The following is a 16,994-nucleotide window of genomic DNA, read 5'->3' on the forward strand; positions in this document are numbered from 1 at the left end:
GTATTGTGACACACTATATTATGCTAACATGCTGCATATTTTAGCTTTACAGCAGTAATTAATCATGAAATTCCCTGGTAAACGCAAATCTAAACACTATTTTCCTGTCAGTTTAAGAGATCCTCTGCTCCAACCCATCAAAGAGATGATGGATACCGAAAATAATCAAGCTTACATTGTTGGTATTGACCAGACATTGGTTGATATTGAAGCCAAAGTTGATGAAGATTTTATCCAACGTTATAACCTAAGCCAGGGACATTCGTTAGTTATTGAAGATGATGTAGCCGAGGCGCTTTACAGGGAGCTGACAGAAAAAAATCTTATCAGCCATGAATTTGCGGGTGGCACTATTGGTAATACTTTGCACAACTATTCTGTGCTGGCTGATGATAAATCCGTCCTGCTTGGCGCGATGTGTAATAACATTCAAATAGGAAGTTATGCGTATTGTTATCTCTGCAATACATCCAGCCGTATGGATTTAAATCACCTTCAGGGGGTTGATGGTCCAATTGGCCGCTGTTTTACCTTAGTGACGGAAAATGGTGAAAGAACATTTGCCATTAGTCCGGGATTAATGAATCAGCTTCGCCCAGAAAACATTCCTGAACATATTATTGCGGAAGCGTCAGCTTTGGTGATCACCGCTTATTTGGTGCGTTGTAAATCGGGTGAGCCAATGCCGGAAGCGACGATGAAAGCCATTGAGTATGCGAAGAAGCATAACGTACCTGTTGTATTAACGTTAGGTACAAAATATGTCATTACAGATGATCCGCAATGGTGGCGCGATTTTCTGGCTGACAATGTTTCTGTTGTTGCAATGAATGAAGATGAAGCTTGTGAATTGACAGGTTTCAGCGATCCTTTATTAGCGGCTGATATGGCACTAAATTGGGTGGATCTGGTGTTATGTACCGCTGGGCCTGCTGGATTATATATGGCAGGTTACACTGAAGAGGAGCATAAACGCCAAACATTGCATCCTTTGTTACCTGGTGCGATTGCAGAATTTAATCGCTATGAATTCAGTCGGGCGATGCGTAAGGTGGATTGCCAAAACCCGATGCGGGTCTATTCCCATATTGAACCTTATATGGGGGGACCTGAAAAAATCATGAATACCAATGGTGCTGGAGATGGCGCGTTATCTGCATTACTGCATGATATTACTGCCAACAGCTATCATCGCATGAATGTACCGAATTCCAGCAAACATGCGCGCTCTTGTTTAACCTATTCTTCTTTGGCTCAGGTATGCAAGTATGCTAATAGAGTGAGTTATCAGGTATTGAGCCAGCATTCTCCGCGTCTGACTAGAGGGTTGCCGGAGAAAGAAGATAGTCTGGAAGAATCTTACTGGGAACGTTGATTCTGCTAGCCTGAGATATTTTTTAACTGTTTTTATTGGATATCCCCATGTTATGGGGATATCCCTTTGGCTTGTAAGTTATGTTGATGATGGGGTCGCTGGTGAATGTAATGATGGTGGCTCTATTGGACAACCTTCTTCATATTCTTCAGGTAATGCATCAGCCATTGCCCGCGCTATTTCATGTTCACCAATGATAATGTGGTTAGTGCCGCGCTCCGCAATGTAAGTGACTTCATCATCATAATGTGCCCGAACAATGATATTGATATCTGGCCTGATCTCTCTGGCATTCGCAACAATCTCACCCGCTTCATAACCATTGGGGATTGTCAGGAATAAAATACACGCACAATCGAGCCTTGCCAGAGCCATGATCTCTTTATTAGCGGCGTTACCCATTATGGCACTGATACCCATTTCGCCTAACTCTTCAAATCGGGCACGTGTATCTTCAATCACCACGACTGGAAAATTTTTTGCTTGTAAACGCTGACAAAGCTGATTTCCCACTCGGCCATAACCCACCACAATAGCATGACCACAAATATCGACAGGGATCTGGGTTTCTTCTTCCAGTGTTTCTTCGAGTAATTGTTCTTCAATGGTTTCGGTTTTTTCCAAATAGCGATCCAGTAAGCTGAATAGAACAGGATTTAGCATGATTGAAATGATGGCGGCAGCCAGTACGAGGTTACGGGCTTCCCCATCCAGGAATCCCAGCGTGACACTAAGCCCAGCGAGAATAAAGGCAAATTCACCAATTTGGGCGAGACTGGCTGAAATGGTTAGGGCTGTACGACGTGAATGCCCAAACATTCTGACCAGTAGCATGGCAGCTAATGACTTGCCAATGATAATAATGGCAAGGGTTCCTAAAATCGCCAGAGGCTGTTGGAGTAAGACCATAGGGTCAAACAGCATGCCAACGGAAACAAAGAAAAGGACCGCGAAAGCATCCCTTAACGGTAAAGTATCTTGCGCTGCCCGATGACTTAATTCTGACTCATTCAGTACCATCCCCGCGAAGAAGGCACCGAGGGCAAATGAAGCATCAAATAGTGTCACCGCGCCATAAGCAACACCTAACGCAATGGCAAGTACAGCCAGTGTGAATAGTTCACGGGAGCCTGTCCCAGCGGTTTTCGCCAGTAACCAGGGAATGACACGCCGTCCAACGAAAATCATCAACAAAATAAAGGCAACAACTTTTCCAACGGTGAGAGATATCTTTAACAGCAATTGACCTATATTTGCGTTTTGGCTGTCCATAATTCCGGCTGCTGCAGGAAGTAATACTAACGTCAGTACCATAGCCAGATCTTCAACAATTAACCAACCAATGGCAATTTGCCCTCTCTGACTATCAACGAGCTGTCGTTCTTCTAATGCCCTGAGTAATACTACTGTGCTGGCGGTAGACAGGCAAAGACCAAATACAATGCCGTTGAGCAATCCCCAACCGAGTAACATTGATAATCCAGTACCTAACAAGGTTGCAACTGCAATTTGGGCGATAGCACCAGGAATGGCAATTGATTTAACGGCTAACAAATCTTTAAGTGAAAAATGTAGACCGACACCAAACATCAGTAAGATCACACCAATTTCTGACAGTTCTGGAGCTAAAGATGTATCGGCAACAAAACCAGGAGTAAAGGGACCCGCTAGTACACCTGCTACGAGGTATCCTACCAGAGGTGAGATTCTCAGGCGCTGCGCCAGCATGCCAAGCAGATAGGCAAGAACAAAACCGCCAACAATGGTCGTGATAAGAGGTGTCGAGTGCTCCATCAAGGCTCCTTCTGGGTAGCGAGTATATAAATTTTGTAATTAGGTGAGGTAATAATATATTTTATGAATAGTTAAAGGTTACAAAAAATATATTGAGTGGTAAAAATGATAATAATCTACATAAATACTATCTTAATGTAATTTTATGTAGATATTGTCATTATTTACGCTAGTTTACAAAGAAAAATAGCGTGATAATTATGGTGCTTATCCAAGGTTTTTCTTGTCTTTTTTAAGGGTTTTTTTCTATATTTGGCAAGAAAAGCGTAAAAATACCAAGAAGTGGTAAAAAAGCACAAATTTTGTAAACCAATTCTATACTGGTTTTATCTGCGACATAACCAAGTACGGCAGCCCCAATACCACCCATACCAAAGGCCAGACCAAAGAACAAACCTGCAATCATGCCTGTTTTGCCGGGAATAAGCTCTTGAGCATAGACTAAAATAGCAGAGAATGCAGAGGCCAATATTATACCAATAATAACCGTCAATATGCTTGTCCAGAATAAAGAAGCATAAGGTAACAGCAGGGTAAAAGGTGCAACACCAAGGATTGAACCCCAAATGACATATTTCCGACCTATCTTATCTCCAACGGGTCCTCCAATCAAAGTACCTGTCGCTACGGCAAATAAAAAGATAAATAGGTGGATCTGGGCATTTTGCACTGATAAGCCAAATTTCTGTATCAGGTAAAAAGTATAGTAACTACTGATACTGGTTAGGTAAAAATACTTGGAGAAAACCAGCAACAGCAGAATGGCAAAAGCGTTTATGATAGTTTTTCTAGGCAGCTTTGGCAGGGAATTGGTATGAGAAGACGGTGGGGTTATAACCCGATGCTGCATCTTATACCACTGGCTGACTTGCAAGAGGATGACGATAGCTAACAATGCTGCCAGGGAAAACCAACCGACGTTTCCTTTGCCGTAAGGCGCAATGAAAATAGCGGCTAACAGTGGACCCAATGAACTTCCTAAATTACCCCCTACTTGAAATAAAGATTGTGCCAGACCATGACGTCCACCTGAAGCCATGCGTGCGACTCGTGACGATTCTGGATGAAAAACGGATGATCCTGCACCGACTAGTGCGGCAGCTATTAAAATAATTGAAAAACTTTCAGCATAAGCTAATAGAAGCAAACCAGATAGGGTAAATCCCATACCGATAGGCAATGAATAGGGCTGCGGATGTTTATCAGTATACAAACCGATAAGAGGCTGCAATAGGGAGGCAGTTACCTGATAGGTTAGCGTTATCATGCCAACCTGAATAAAACTGAGGGTAAATTCAGATTGCAGCAGTGGGTAAATAGCCAGAATCAACGATTGAATCATATCATTCAGCATATGGGATAAGCTGATGGCACCGAGAATTGAAAAAACGGTCTGATGTGTTTTTATTGGTGATGTTGGAAAAGAGGCTGTTTTATTTTTTTCACTCATATTTATTCGCTTATTAATCTCATTATCAACAAAATGTGTAGGGGTAAATTTTTTAGGTTTGTTGAGTTATTGTTTAATTTTTACACCATAATGCATGTTAGATAATTAACAAAACTTTTATTCATACCTATATAATTTGACTGCAATTTCAAAAAGGTGAACTCTTTTAAGCAACGGCTTGAAAGGAATGAATCATCACTAACATATAACCAATAGAATTTAAAGTACATGGAGATATCCCATGAAATTATCATTTAAAGCGTCAGTATGTGCCCTTGCTGTTTCTCTATCATTGGCACCGCTAATTGCAAACGCCTGGGAAAAAGATAAAACCTATGACATTACCATCTTGCATACTAACGATCATCATGGTCACTTCTGGCATAACGATTATGATGAGTATGGTTTGGCAGCCCAAAAAACGGTGGTAGATTCCATTCGTCAGGAGGTTGCCAAGAAAGGGGGGAGCGTATTGTTATTGTCAGGTGGTGACATTAACACTGGCGTACCGGAATCAGATATGCAAGATGCTGAGCCAGATTTTAAGGGCATGAATTTGGTGGGATATGATGCAATGGCATTAGGAAACCATGAATTTGATAAGCCTTTGAATGTTCTGTACCAGCAACAAAAATGGGCAAATTTCCCATTTCTTTCTGCCAATATTTACCAAACCAGTACAGGTAAGCGTTTGTTTAAGCCGTATGTCATTTTTGATAAACAAGGCGTGAAAATAGCCGTTCTTGGCCTGACAACCGATGATACTGTGAAAATAGGTAATCCGATTAATTTTCCGGATGTCGAATTCCACGTTCCTGCGGCAGAAGCCAAAAAAGTTATTGAAGAGCTGAAAAAGAATGAAAAGCCAGACGTGATTATTGCGGCAACCCATATGGGGCACTATGACGATGGTCATCATGGTACGAATGCGCCGGGAGATGTTGAAATGGCACGCAGTTTGCCTGCGGGTTATTTGGATATGATCGTAGGTGGGCATTCACAAGATCCGGTGTGTATGTCTGCGGAGAATAAAAACTATAAACAAGTGGATTATGTTCCAGGTACACCTTGTTCTCCCGATCGCCAAAATGGCACATGGATTGTTCAGGCTCATGAATGGGGGAAATACGTAGGTCGGGCTGATTTTCAATTCCGTAATGGTGAATTCAAGCTGGTTCATTATCAATTGATCCCGATTAACTTAAAGAAAAAAGTGACAAAAGAGGATGGCAGTACGGAACGTGTTTACTATACGCATGAAATTAAACAAAATCCTGAAATGCTTAAGCTGCTGACACCTTACCAGGATAAGGGCAGCCAGATACTTAATGTAAAAATAGGTTCAGTAGATAAAAAATTAGAAGGTGATCGCAGTAAGGTACGTTTCGTGCAAACAAATATGGCACACCTTGTATTGGCTGCTCAGATGGAACGGACAAACGCTGATTTTGCAGTGATGAGCGGTGGTGGAATTCGTGACTCGATTGAAGCAGGGGATATTACTTACAAGGATGTTATGAAAGTTCATCCATTTGCTAACCAAGTGGTTTATGTGGACTTCAAAGGTAGCGAAGTCTTGACCTATTTGACGGCTGTCGCAAATATGGAAAAGGATTCTGGCGCCTATGGGCAGTTTTATAATGTGAGCTTTGTGAAGAACGGTAAGAATATCAGTGAGGTAAAAATTGGTGGTAAACCATTAGATCCAAATAAAACTTATCGCATGGCGACGTTGAATTTTAACGCGATTGGAGGAGATGGTTATCCACGGATTGATAATTTGCCTGGTTATGTTGACACGGGGTTTGTCGATGCTGAAGTATTAAAAGGATATATTGAAAAACATTCTCCATTAAAAGACTCTGATTATGAACCGAAAGGTGAAATTCGTATAAATAATAACAACTAATCAATAAATTGTTGTTAGTTATCTGCATAAAAAGGCCATCTGTGAGACAGATGGCCTTTTATTATCAATAAGGAGTGTTATGCATAATCTATAATAGGAACGGTTAAGACTGAATAATAATCTAATTATTAAATAGCATGGTAATTAATGAATTGTTTTCTCCTTTGGTTGGTAGTTTTTCAAGTCCATTTTTTTCATATAAAGTGATGATTTTTGAATTGTTTTGGCATTCCAAAATAGTAACTCTTCCTCCTATTAACTCTTGAGCTTTTTCAATGGTGATATTGATATGAAATAAAATATCTTTAAGTTTTATTGGGTTTTCACGTAATAAAAAGTTTTTGGCTATTTGACCAATTAAATAAACTTTTAGAGAGTTTGCGCTCTTACTAATACCGTTAAGTTTTTTTATCTTTGTCTTTGAAATGGCAAGATTGCTTGTTGATATCTCCTTAAATGTTAAAGAAAAATAAGCCAGTAAAAATCCTTCTTTATCTACAATCAAATAGGTTCTTGTTGCGTCTGCTTGTTCAAATCTAATTGATTTTAAATGTAAAAATGATTCTACGTCATGGTTAGATGGACAGGAGAATGAGAGCAAATATTCTTTTGTTCTGTCATTACCAAAGGCTGCAAGAATTTTACTTAGAGTGAGAATTTTCGTTTTAATATCTCTATTGCCTCCTTTTGCTGTGCTTCAAAATCGATTTCCTCAAAATTGTTTTTTCTTGGCTTCCTATTAGCCCTTCTAAGCATTTTAATTGCTTTTGGATCAGTGATAACCATTTGTCGAAAAAATGATGAGGTGGCCATTTTATTCCTCTTCTATTTAAATAAACTAAGTTAATTGAAATGGTAATTAGTGATTTTTACGCTGTGAAGAAAGTATATCGGCATTATGGTTTATCACAAGGCCCTGTTTTGAAGAAAACAGAGCCAGCTCGAAAAAATTAAGCGGGAATTGCAATTAATTTTCAAATTTTAGCAATATCAGCAAATGAACAGTTAAGTAATTGGCATAAATCTGTGGGGGATAGTTCAATATCTAAACCACGTTTACCACCAGAAATAAATAGGGTTGGCAAGGTTTGTGCCTGACTGTCAATCACGGTAGGTAGCCGTTTTTTTTGCCCCAACGGGCTAATGCCACCCACTAAATAACCCGTTACCTTTTGTGCCTGTTGGGGATCGGCCATATCTGCTTTCTTGGCCTTGAAAACTTTAGCCACTTTTTTCAAATCGAGTTGCCCAGAGACGGGCGTAACAGCGACAGCAAGATTTTTGGGATCGCCATTTAATGAAACCAACAATGTCTTAAAAACTTGATTGGCATCTAAACCGAGTTTTTTCACCACTTCATCACCAAAATTATGCTCATTAGCATCGTGGACATAAGAGTGAAGTTTGAAATTAATTTTTTGTTTTTCCAGCAAGACAATAGCGGGAGTCATATTTTTTTCCTATAACGATCAATTTATAACGGCTTATCCGTAATGAAGGGTTGGTTTTCAGAATGAAACAGGTAAATGAAGCGACTATGTTTGTGGTTTTACCAGCATCTGCCGTAAGTTGTTTTCGCCGTGGAGGTGTAAGGCGCCTACTGCAACCAAATATTTTCCTGCCGGCAAGCGATGTAATTGCTCACTCCATTGACGGTTGCGTTCAGACATTAGGGTTTGATAAATCTCTTCGCAGAATGTCATTGGTATTACCTGATTTTGTTTCTCAGGTTTGTAATTCATCCACCAACTAATCATAGCTTGTAAAGCGCGGGCATTGGTATGCCAATGGATAATGGTATCTTCTAATAGAGAGATCCCCCCGTTTGGCAAATTGGTGAGAAGGTTAACTTGTGCATCAGTGCCTTCTAACTCAATAATGGGTTTATTGATAGCTTTTGCGCTGTTCAGTAATTGGCAATCGATACCATATTGCGAATGTAACCCTAAATACTGGGCTTGAGCAGCCTGTAATATCAATGCAATCTGCCACGATGGTAATGGATCCAGCAACGTGACAGGATGTTGAATTTCTCGGCAATAGTGTTGTAAACAGGCAAAATGTTCGGGAGATAAACGTTGTGATAGTTCGGGCTGTTCAGGAAACGTTTCCTTGAAGGGGGAATTGACCTGAGTGATATCGGCTTCGACAATCAGCGCATCCGCCTGCTCCAATTGTTCCAACAATACCTCAGAAAGTGGGTACATGTTTTTAGTGCCCATATGAATGCTGCCAACAATATGTAATTGTTTATTTTTATTTAAATTGATATCAAAAGCAGGATAGGGGTAATGCCGTTGGGAATTGAATCCCAATATTTTACTGAAATATGTCATTAATTTTCCCATATTGCATACTCCAATAGTTGGCATTGGGCGGTATGCTAACCTGTTCATAGCCAACAAGAAAGAGGGAAAAGTGCGGGATGAAAAGCTAAACGGAATATGTTTAGCTTTTCTTTTCATGGGAAAATAAACTTTTCGGGATGTTAGGTCAGGATTTAGGCTTGAAACGTAATAAGCGATTGGCATTACTGACAACAGTAATCGAGGACAATGCCATGGCGGCACCTGCAACGACAGGATTTAATAAAGTACCTGTGAAAGGGTATAAAATGCCGGCTGCAATTGGAATGCCCAAGGTATTGTAGATAAAGGCGCCAAATAGGTTTTGTTTCATATTACGTAACGTGCCACGAGATAATTCAACTGCATCAACAACCCCATGCAGGCTGTGGCGCATCAGGGTAATTGTTGCGGTTTCTATGGCGATATCACTGCCACCTCCCATTGCAATACCGACATCCGCTTGCGCCAATGCAGGAGCATCATTTATACCATCACCAACCATTGCCACTTTCCTGCCTTGTGATTGAAGTGCCTGAATGGCTGCTGCTTTACCATCAGGTAAAACACCAGCAATAACTTGGTCAATGCCTGCTTCCTGGGCGATAGCATTCGCTGTGGTCGGGTTGTCCCCCGTTAACATAACCAAACGGTAGCCTTGAAGATGTAAGCGTTGCAGGGCAGAAACGGTATCCTGGCGCAAGGGATCACGGATGGAAAACAGGGCAGCGATTTTCCCATTGGCTGATAGGATAACGGGAGTAATGCCTTTTTCTGCCTGTGCCGCAACGAGTGGTTTTAATTCTGTTGTTTCAATCTGATACTGCTCAAGTAATTTTTGGTTACCCAATAACAGAATAATATCGCCGACTTCCCCTTTAACACCCAATCCCGCCAAGGTACGGAATGCTTGTACTTCGGGTAATTTTTGTCCCTCAACCTTCAGTAAAATAGCTTTTGCCAAAGGGTGATTAGAACCATTTTCCAATGCACCCGCCCATCGCAATACTTGCTCTTCGGTGAAACCATTAAAGGTGTGGATCTCTGTCACTTGCGGCATACCTTCAGTTAAGGTGCCCGTTTTGTCAAAGACAATTGTATCCAGTTGGCTGGCATGTTGCAGGGCGTCAGCATCACGCACCAATACACCTAATTCGGCTGCCCGTCCTACCCCTGAAATGATAGACATAGGGGTTGCCAGCCCAAGCGCGCAAGGACAGGCGATAATCAAGACTGTTGTTATGATGACCAGTGCGTACATAATTTGCGGGGCAGGGCCGACAAAATACCAAATCGCGCCAGCAATCAGGGCGATAGCAACAACAATAGGTACGAATATTGATGATATTTTATCTGCCAATTGGCCGATTTCAGGTTTACTGCTTTGTGCCTGACGAACTAATTTGATGATGCGTGCCAAGGTTGTTTGGCTGCCAACCGCATTCGCGTTAAACAGTACCGTACCATCCTGAACTACCGTGCCGGCATGGACGGTATCGCCAGTTGTTTTCTGCTGAGGAATGGGTTCACCTGTCAGCATGGCCTCATCCAACCAAACTGTGCCTTGAATAATTTCACCATCAACCGGTACACGATCTCCTGTTGTCAGGCGCAGTACCATATTAGGCATCACATCGGCCAGTGGCACTGTTTTTTCACCTTCACTGGTCACTACCCGCGCTGTTGGTGGGGTGAGATCCAATAATCGTTCAAGAGCCTTGGAAGAACGCTGACGGGCACGTTGTTCCAAGGCATGGCCGAGATTGATCAAACCAATGATCATGGCACTGGCTTCATAATAAAGATGGCGGGCTTGGGGCGGAAAAATGTCTGGCCATAAATTGACGCTAATCGAATAGAGCCACGCTACGCCAGTACCCAGAGCGATAAGGGTATCCATTGTTGCACTGCCATTTTTTAGGCTTTGCCACGCGTTGCGATAAAAATGCCCACCGGCAAATACCATGACACCGAGCGTTATCAAACCAATAGTTAGCCAAATGGCGTGGTTTGCCGGTGTCAGTATCATATTGTCGCCTGTCATTCCCCACACCATGACAGGCACTCCAACCATTAACGCAAGGGTTGATTGCCAGCGAAAACGGCGCATATTCGCTTGTGCCACTTGTTGTTGGCGTTCACGACGCTCAGTTTCATCCTGAATAACCTCGGCGCCGTAACCCGCTTTGAGCACAGCTTCAACTAAAGTGTTTGATGATGCATGACCGGTGACCAATGCGCTTCTTTCCGCGAGATTGACTCTGGCATGTTCCACGCCATCAACGGATTGCAGGGCTTTTTGTACCTTGCTGACACAGCTTGCACAGCTCATGCCATCCAGCAAAAGCTGAATACTGTCACTATGATTATCACTCGCATCATTGTTGTTGTGATCAATGTTGTTGTGATCAATGTTGTTGTGATCAATGGGAGCTATTTCTACCGGAGTCGGAGAGGTTGCCGCTGCCAAAGACTCCGGAGTCTGTGGAACATGTATTGCCAGCGGCTCAGTTTTTGGGTAATCGGCTGCCGTTGCTAATTCAGCGTGATATCCGGCTTGTTCGACAGCATGAATTAAGGCATTGTTTTCTGCTGTGCCATAGATTTTTGCTGTTTGGGTATCAACTTCTGTGGCGAAAACCCCTTCTACTGTTTCTAATGCCTTTTGTGTCTTATTTGCACATTTCATGCAATTTAAACCTGACAACCGTAATACAACATCAGGTTGGGTGGCAACCGTCGCTTGATAATCTTCGGCAACAATGGCGGCAATCAATTCATCAGATGAAACATGACTGATAATTTTGGCATAATTGAGGCTCACATCTGCCAGTTCAACGCCGGGTATTTTTTCCAACGCTTTTTTAACCCTGCCGACACAATGCATACAAGTTAGGCCTTGAAGGGCGAGAATGGTGGTTGTGGACATAAAATATCTCCTGATACAGAGTGATATACTTATCATTAAGGCTAAACCTTCCTGCAAGGGGAAGGTCAAGGGGAAATTATGAATATCAGTGAAATTGCCCGTAAGACCGGCTTAACCAGCAAAGCGATTCGGTTCTATGAAGAAAAAGCGCTTATTACTGCGCCGGAGCGGGGAGAGAATGGCTATCGTTACTACCAGAAAAGGCACATGGATGAACTGATGCTTTTGCGTCAAGCGAAAGAAGTCGGGTTTACGTTGGAGGAGTGTCGCGAATTGCTGCGACTATTTCACAACCCTGGCCGTCATAGTGCAGATGTAAAAATGGCGACCTTGCAAAAGGTGGCAGAAATAGAAAAAACGATGTTGGAATTGCAAAAAATAAAGGAAAAATTACTGGCATTGGTGGCTGAATGTCCGGGAGATGATGGGGCGGATTGTCCCATCATTGAGCATTTATCTGGTTGCTGTAAACATCACGGTTGATGGGGAATAGCTTTCACCTTTAATGTGATCCCGTCAACGGCGATAACCTCAACTTCGGTATTGGCAGGAAGCTCTTGGTGACAATAAACGCGCCAACTGCCATCAGCCAGTTTGATTCGGCCAAAACTGTTTTCGGTATCCGTGATTAAACGGGCACGCATTCCAATTAGCTGGTGGTTTTTCTGATTGAGCGTCTTATCACTAGCCTGGCGTGGGCGATGGCGTAGCCAGCTACGCCATGCAATAACAGAAAGCAAGGTCAAGACAGCAAACAGAGTACCTTGCAGTTCCCAGCCCATATTAGGGAAAATCCATGTGACCAGGGCAACAGCGATGGCTGCACTTCCTGCCCACAACAGATATCCTCCCGTTCCCAGCAATTCTGCAATCAGAAGCAGTCCACCAAAACAGAGCCAGAACCAGGCTGGCTGAGCGGCGATCTGTTCAATCATAACAATTTATCCTCTATGGTTATTTATCCTGTTTGCCCTTCTTGCTTTCGGAAATTAATTCAGCAATACCCCCAATAGCGCCCATTAAATTGCTGGCTTCCAGTGGCATCATAATAACTTTGCTGTTATTTGAGGCACCAATATTGGTGAGGGCATCGGTATATTTTTGGGCAACGAAATAGTTAATTGCCTGCATATCCCCATTCGCAATCGCGTCAGAAACCATTTTGGTTGCACGCGCTTCCGCTTCTGCGGCACGTTCACGGGCTTCTGCCTGGAGGAAGGCTGATTGGCGCTCACCCTCTGCTTTCAGGATTTGCGACTGTTTTTCCCCTTCCGCTTTCAAAATGGCTGCCTGACGAATACCTTCTGCCTCAAGAATATCGGCACGTTTGGTACGCTCTGCTTTCATCTGGGCGTTCATTGCGGAGATCAACTCTTTAGGTGGACGCACATCGCGGATCTCAATACGCGTGATCTTCACACCCCACGGGTTAGTGGCCTCATCGACGATTGCCAGCAAGCGGCTGTTGATGGAATCGCGTTGGGACAGCATTTCATCTAGTTCCATTGAACCCAACACCGTACGGAAGTTGGTCATGGTCAGGTTGATAATGGACAGTTCCAGATTGCTGACTTCATAGGCAGCACGTACAGGATCGACAACCTGAATAAAGCAGACGGCATCAATGGTAACATTGGCATTATCGCGAGAAATGATTTCCTGCGATGGAATATCCAGAACCTGTTCCATCATATTGATTTTACGACCGATACGATCAACAAATGGCATGATAATATGCAGGCCTGGCGTTAATGTACGGGTATAGCGCCCAAAACGTTCAACAGTCCATTGATAACCTTGCGGCACGGTTTTAACACAGGTAAAGACGATAGCAACCGCAATAACGATTAAAATCGGTACAGCACCAAAAGAGAGTAAATCCATAACAATTCCCTTATTAAAGTTACTTATAGAATATATAAATTTTATTTACTTAATAGAGTAAGGAGTATACATGACGACGGTATTTAGATGCCAGAGTATCCCCAGTGCCCAGTGCGGAGAGAATATCCATCATCGTTTTTTTCACTGCCCCATCGGCAGCAGACAGATCCTTTTTCAGAAAACTAAATAACAATTCCAGCGCTTCTTCATTACGGCCAACTTCGTGTAATTTAGACGCCAGTTGTACGGCTAATTCTGCATTCTCTGGCTGAGTAGCCAACTCTTGTTGCAATTGTCGAATCTCAGGTGAATCCGCCGCCTCTTTCTGGGATTTAAGATATTCAAGCAACTCATGATAACGTTCATCTTGTGCTTCTAATGGAATGGTATCCACTATTTTTTGCGCCTCTTCAAGATGATTGAGTGAAAGGTTCACTTGGGCTAGCAATAGGGTAATTTCGGTATCTTGCGGGTTTGCTTGATGGATTTCTTTCAATAAAGGTAATGCCTCCTGAGCCTTACCTTCTACCAGTAACTCGTTAACTTGCTCTAATGGTGATTTTTCCATTTGAGGAAGGAGAGTAGCAAAAATTTTCCTGATGGCTCCATCTGTCTGGACACCTTCAAAGCCCTGAACAGGGCGAGCTTCTTGAACAAACAGCACGGTAGGCAAGCCGTGCACTCCAAATTGTGCCGCAAGATGGGGAAATTGGTCACAATTGACTTTAGCCAGAACAAATTGCCCTGCATATTCATGGGCTATTTTATCAAGCGTGGTTTCTAATTCATGGCAATGTAGATCCTGTGGCGACCAGAAGTAGAATACGACAAGCTGGTTAAGTGAGTGCTGTACAACTTGGGCAATATTCAATTCATCAATATCAATGATATGGTCAATATTGTTGTTTGTGTTCACGGTTGGTTCCATGGGATTTTTCTCTGAGTCGTTGTAAGGTGATTACATGAATAAATAAGACTTGTTTGTCTGTTTTTCAATGTTTATTGACTTTGCCAGCGCAAGATCTTGTCGAGCCACCTCTCAGGGAGTAGACGGCGCATCACTTTTACGGTGTGAGTCAATAAGGTAACGGAATAGCGTAATTTCGGGTTGGGGCTTTCCAGCGCATGAATCAGTTTAGAAACGACATCTTCAGGCATCAGCGTGAAACGACGAGCAAGGCCTGGATTCTCCACCGGATGATCATGCTGTGTTTGATTGACATTGTGCGTAAAACGGGTATGGATTGGACCAGGCTCTATCAGGCTGACTTTAATGTCTGTTTTTGCCAATTCACCACGTAAGGCGTCTGACCATGCTTCCAGAGCATATTTACTGGCAGCATACGCGCCACGGCCTGGCGTTGAGATCAATCCCATAACGGAACTGGTCTGGACAATCCGCCCCGCGCCATAAGCACGTATAGCAGGCAATAGCAGGCATGTCAGTTGATGGGTGCCAAAGAAATTGGTGGAGAACTGTTTTTCCATCTGTTCGCGGGAGATACTTTCCAATGAACCGTAGACACCAAATCCCCCATTATTGAATAGCCCGAACAAACGACCGTCGGTTAATTCGATGACTTTTCTGGCGGCGCACTCTACGCTTTCTTTATCATCTAAATCCAATTCGATGGGTTCGAACCCCAATTCACGCATATAGGCCAAATCAGAGGGTTTGCGGCAAGCGGCGAGTACGCGGTAACCACGTTGGTGGAGAGTTTTGGCCGCGGCTAACCCAATCCCGCTAGAACACCCAGTAATAAAAATGGCTTTTTGCATAACTTTACCTGTTCACTTGCATCAATTTATGGAAATAAATGATTTACTATTAAGAAATCTTTTTACTTAAGGAGAGTTGATATATACCGACAACTTGTTGGACATCCAATCAGCGATAAAGGGTTGTGCAGCTTGATTGGGGTGTAACCCGTCATCTTGCATCCATTCTGGCTTGATAGCAATGTGCTCCATGAAAAATGGCAGCAGAGGAATTTGGTTGCGTTCAGCAAGCGCAGGATACATTTTGGCAAAGGATTCGGTATATCGTTTTCCATAATTAGGTGAAATTCGGATTTGCATTAACAACGGTTGTGCGCCGGCTTGTTTAATCAAAGTAATACCCTGTTGCAAATCTTGTTCTATGTTTTGAATGGGAAAACCACGCAGTCCATCATTTGCACCAAGCTCTATCAAAACCCATTTTGGACTGTGCTGTTTCAATAAATCAGGCAAACGATCAAGTCCTTGTGCTGCGGTATTACCACTAATACTGCCGTTAACAATGACTGTTTTTTTGCCGGTTTGTTGCCACTGTTTTGCCATCAGTGCAGGCCATGATTGCTCAACGGGTAAACGGTATCCGGCACTGAGGCTATCACCTAATATTAGCAGGGTATCTGCCGCCGTTGCTCTGGCACTGCATAGCACCAATAATAAAAGGAAAAATACATGGCTGTAGAAAGTATTCTTGAAGTTCATCATCTCACTAAACATGTCGGTCAAGGGGAACAGGTAATTAATATATTGCAAGGTATTGAGTTAGTTGTCGAGCCAGCACAGACAATTGCCTTAATTGGTGAATCAGGCTCCGGTAAATCAACGCTTTTGGGTATTATTGCCGGCTTGGATGATGGTAGCGAAGGAGAGGTTCATCTGTTGGGGCAGAATATCAGTCGTATGAATGAAGAGCAGCGCGCGCAGTTAAGAGCAGAAAATGTAGGTTTTGTTTTTCAGTCATTTATGTTGATCCCCACTTTGAATGCATTGGAGAATGTCCAGCTTCCGGCACTATTGCGTGGTGAATCGGAAAACCAAAGCCGCGAACAAGCTATTGAACTGCTCGAATTATTGGGGTTGGGAAAACGCCTGAAACATATGCCAGCCCAGCTTTCGGGCGGAGAACAGCAGCGGGTGGCTTTGGCTCGCGCGTTCTGTACTCGTCCCAAAATCCTGTTTGCTGATGAACCAACGGGGAATCTTGATCGTCAGACAGGGGAGCGCATCGCTGATTTGCTCTTTTCCCTCAATCATGATTACGCCACCACGTTGATTTTGGTCACTCACGACAGTCAACTCGCGGCGCGTTGCCAGCGCCGTTTACGTCTGGTGGATGGAAAATTGCGGGAGGAAGCATGATCTGGCGCTGGTTTTGGCGTGAATGGCGTACACCCTCTCTCCTGATTGTCTGGTTATCCCTGACCTTAGAGCCTATTCGGAATCTTTTTTGAACGTAATTGTTTTTCCTGTATTCTGTCCGCCCAAATAAGATAAGTGCCTATATAAGTGACCTGCTGGAATGAGAAAAACCT

16 protein-coding genes are annotated in these 16,994 nt (G+C 43.0%); 4 read left to right on the plus strand and 12 right to left on the minus strand.

Annotation, left to right across the window (positions count from 1 at the left end):
- Positions 1–64 precede the first annotated feature (64 nt).
- On the plus strand, positions 65–1,375 hold the full coding sequence (locus Xedl_RS05910; protein ID WP_074022895.1) for an inosine/guanosine kinase: 1,311 nt from the start codon (positions 65–67) through the stop codon (positions 1,373–1,375).
- Between the two features lie 78 nt (positions 1,376–1,453).
- On the opposite strand, the gene ybaL is transcribed toward Xedl_RS05910, so the two are convergent.
- Both ybaL and Xedl_RS05920 read right to left on the minus strand, forming a co-directional pair.
- Positions 1,454–3,169 (minus strand): YbaL family putative K(+) efflux transporter, encoded by a 1,716-nt coding sequence (gene ybaL, locus Xedl_RS05915; protein ID WP_074022896.1) that lies wholly within the window; start codon positions 3,167–3,169, stop codon positions 1,454–1,456.
- A gap of 232 nt (positions 3,170–3,401) precedes the next feature.
- Complete coding sequence (locus tag Xedl_RS05920; RefSeq protein WP_074022897.1) at positions 3,402–4,619, minus strand: MFS transporter; 1,218 nt, start codon at positions 4,617–4,619, stop codon at positions 3,402–3,404.
- 241 nt (positions 4,620–4,860) lie between these two features.
- Between Xedl_RS05920 and ushA the strand changes: the two genes are divergently transcribed.
- On the plus strand, positions 4,861–6,528 hold the full coding sequence (gene ushA, locus Xedl_RS05925; protein ID WP_074022898.1) for a bifunctional UDP-sugar hydrolase/5'-nucleotidase UshA: 1,668 nt from the start codon (positions 4,861–4,863) through the stop codon (positions 6,526–6,528).
- A 121-nt stretch (positions 6,529–6,649) separates the two neighbouring features.
- On the opposite strand, the gene Xedl_RS05930 is transcribed toward ushA, so the two are convergent.
- From Xedl_RS05930 to copA, 5 genes are all read right to left on the minus strand, one after another.
- On the minus strand, positions 6,650–7,033 hold the full coding sequence (locus tag Xedl_RS05930; protein WP_244149672.1) for an acetyltransferase: 384 nt from the start codon (positions 7,031–7,033) through the stop codon (positions 6,650–6,652).
- Between the two features lie 140 nt (positions 7,034–7,173).
- Entirely contained in the window at positions 7,174–7,341 is a 168-nt protein-coding gene (locus Xedl_RS29195) for a hypothetical protein (protein WP_167366716.1), read from the minus strand.
- Positions 7,342–7,502: 161 nt separating this feature from the next.
- Positions 7,503–7,979: a Cys-tRNA(Pro)/Cys-tRNA(Cys) deacylase YbaK gene (gene ybaK / locus Xedl_RS05935; RefSeq protein ID WP_074022900.1), complete on the minus strand. Its 477-nt coding sequence runs from the start codon at positions 7,977–7,979 to the stop codon at positions 7,503–7,505.
- Positions 7,980–8,063: 84 nt separating this feature from the next.
- On the minus strand, positions 8,064–8,876 hold the full coding sequence (locus Xedl_RS05940; protein WP_074022901.1) for a TraB/GumN family protein: 813 nt from the start codon (positions 8,874–8,876) through the stop codon (positions 8,064–8,066).
- Between the two features lie 145 nt (positions 8,877–9,021).
- On the minus strand, positions 9,022–11,802 hold the full coding sequence (gene copA / locus Xedl_RS05945; protein ID WP_074022902.1) for a copper-exporting P-type ATPase CopA: 2,781 nt from the start codon (positions 11,800–11,802) through the stop codon (positions 9,022–9,024).
- Positions 11,803–11,880: 78 nt separating this feature from the next.
- Between copA and cueR the strand changes: the two genes are divergently transcribed.
- On the plus strand, positions 11,881–12,285 hold the full coding sequence (gene cueR, locus Xedl_RS05950; protein WP_074022903.1) for a Cu(I)-responsive transcriptional regulator: 405 nt from the start codon (positions 11,881–11,883) through the stop codon (positions 12,283–12,285).
- Here the strand turns inward: cueR and Xedl_RS05955 are convergent.
- The 5 genes from Xedl_RS05955 to tesA form a co-directional block, all read right to left on the minus strand.
- Positions 12,276–12,737, minus strand: a complete 462-nt coding sequence (locus Xedl_RS05955; RefSeq protein ID WP_074022904.1) for an NfeD family protein — start codon at positions 12,735–12,737, stop codon at positions 12,276–12,278. The two genes, cueR and Xedl_RS05955, sit on opposite strands and share 10 nt — an antisense overlap.
- Before the next feature lie 19 nt (positions 12,738–12,756).
- Positions 12,757–13,686 (minus strand): SPFH domain-containing protein, encoded by a 930-nt coding sequence (locus tag Xedl_RS05960; RefSeq protein WP_074022905.1) that lies wholly within the window; start codon positions 13,684–13,686, stop codon positions 12,757–12,759.
- A 49-nt stretch (positions 13,687–13,735) separates the two neighbouring features.
- Positions 13,736–14,614, minus strand: coding sequence for a co-chaperone YbbN (locus Xedl_RS05965; protein ID WP_074022906.1), 879 nt, complete (start codon positions 14,612–14,614; stop codon positions 13,736–13,738).
- Between the two features lie 71 nt (positions 14,615–14,685).
- Positions 14,686–15,465, minus strand: coding sequence for an SDR family oxidoreductase (locus Xedl_RS05970; protein WP_074022907.1), 780 nt, complete (start codon positions 15,463–15,465; stop codon positions 14,686–14,688).
- A 66-nt stretch (positions 15,466–15,531) separates the two neighbouring features.
- A complete protein-coding gene (tesA, locus tag Xedl_RS05975; RefSeq protein WP_208605030.1) occupies positions 15,532–16,164 on the minus strand; it encodes a multifunctional acyl-CoA thioesterase I/protease I/lysophospholipase L1 in 633 nt (210 codons plus the stop codon).
- Between tesA and ybbA the strand changes: the two genes are divergently transcribed.
- The gene (ybbA, locus tag Xedl_RS05980) at positions 16,135–16,821 is read left to right on the plus strand and encodes a putative ABC transporter ATP-binding protein YbbA (protein WP_074022908.1); all 687 of its coding nucleotides are present in this window, start codon (positions 16,135–16,137) and stop codon (positions 16,819–16,821) included. The two genes, tesA and ybbA, sit on opposite strands and share 30 nt — an antisense overlap.
- Positions 16,822–16,994 lie beyond the last annotated feature (173 nt).

Source organism: Xenorhabdus eapokensis (assembly GCF_001908105.1).

What these genes read in the sequence shown, in the direction of transcription:
- Xedl_RS05910 (WP_074022895.1), top strand. Translation starts at nt 65, where the DNA reads ATGAAATTCCCTGGTAAACGCAAATCTAAACACTATTTTCCTGTCAGT.
- ybaL (WP_074022896.1), bottom strand. Translation starts at nt 3,169, where the DNA reads ATGGAGCACTCGACACCTCTTATCACGACCATTGTTGGCGGTTTTGTT.
- Xedl_RS05920 (WP_074022897.1), bottom strand. Translation starts at nt 4,619, where the DNA reads ATGAGTGAAAAAAATAAAACAGCCTCTTTTCCAACATCACCAATAAAA.
- ushA (WP_074022898.1), top strand. Translation starts at nt 4,861, where the DNA reads ATGAAATTATCATTTAAAGCGTCAGTATGTGCCCTTGCTGTTTCTCTA.
- Xedl_RS29195 (WP_167366716.1), bottom strand. Translation starts at nt 7,341, where the DNA reads ATGGCCACCTCATCATTTTTTCGACAAATGGTTATCACTGATCCAAAA.
- ybaK (WP_074022900.1), bottom strand. Translation starts at nt 7,979, where the DNA reads ATGACTCCCGCTATTGTCTTGCTGGAAAAACAAAAAATTAATTTCAAA.
- Xedl_RS05940 (WP_074022901.1), bottom strand. Translation starts at nt 8,876, where the DNA reads ATGGGAAAATTAATGACATATTTCAGTAAAATATTGGGATTCAATTCC.
- copA (WP_074022902.1), bottom strand. Translation starts at nt 11,802, where the DNA reads ATGTCCACAACCACCATTCTCGCCCTTCAAGGCCTAACTTGTATGCAT.
- cueR (WP_074022903.1), top strand. Translation starts at nt 11,881, where the DNA reads ATGAATATCAGTGAAATTGCCCGTAAGACCGGCTTAACCAGCAAAGCG.
- Xedl_RS05955 (WP_074022904.1), bottom strand. Translation starts at nt 12,737, where the DNA reads ATGATTGAACAGATCGCCGCTCAGCCAGCCTGGTTCTGGCTCTGTTTT.
- Xedl_RS05960 (WP_074022905.1), bottom strand. Translation starts at nt 13,686, where the DNA reads ATGGATTTACTCTCTTTTGGTGCTGTACCGATTTTAATCGTTATTGCG.
- Xedl_RS05965 (WP_074022906.1), bottom strand. Translation starts at nt 14,614, where the DNA reads ATGGAACCAACCGTGAACACAAACAACAATATTGACCATATCATTGAT.
- Xedl_RS05970 (WP_074022907.1), bottom strand. Translation starts at nt 15,465, where the DNA reads ATGCAAAAAGCCATTTTTATTACTGGGTGTTCTAGCGGGATTGGGTTA.
- ybbA (WP_074022908.1), top strand. Translation starts at nt 16,135, where the DNA reads ATGGCTGTAGAAAGTATTCTTGAAGTTCATCATCTCACTAAACATGTC.
- tesA (WP_208605030.1), bottom strand. Translation starts at nt 16,164, where the DNA reads ATGAACTTCAAGAATACTTTCTACAGCCATGTATTTTTCCTTTTATTA.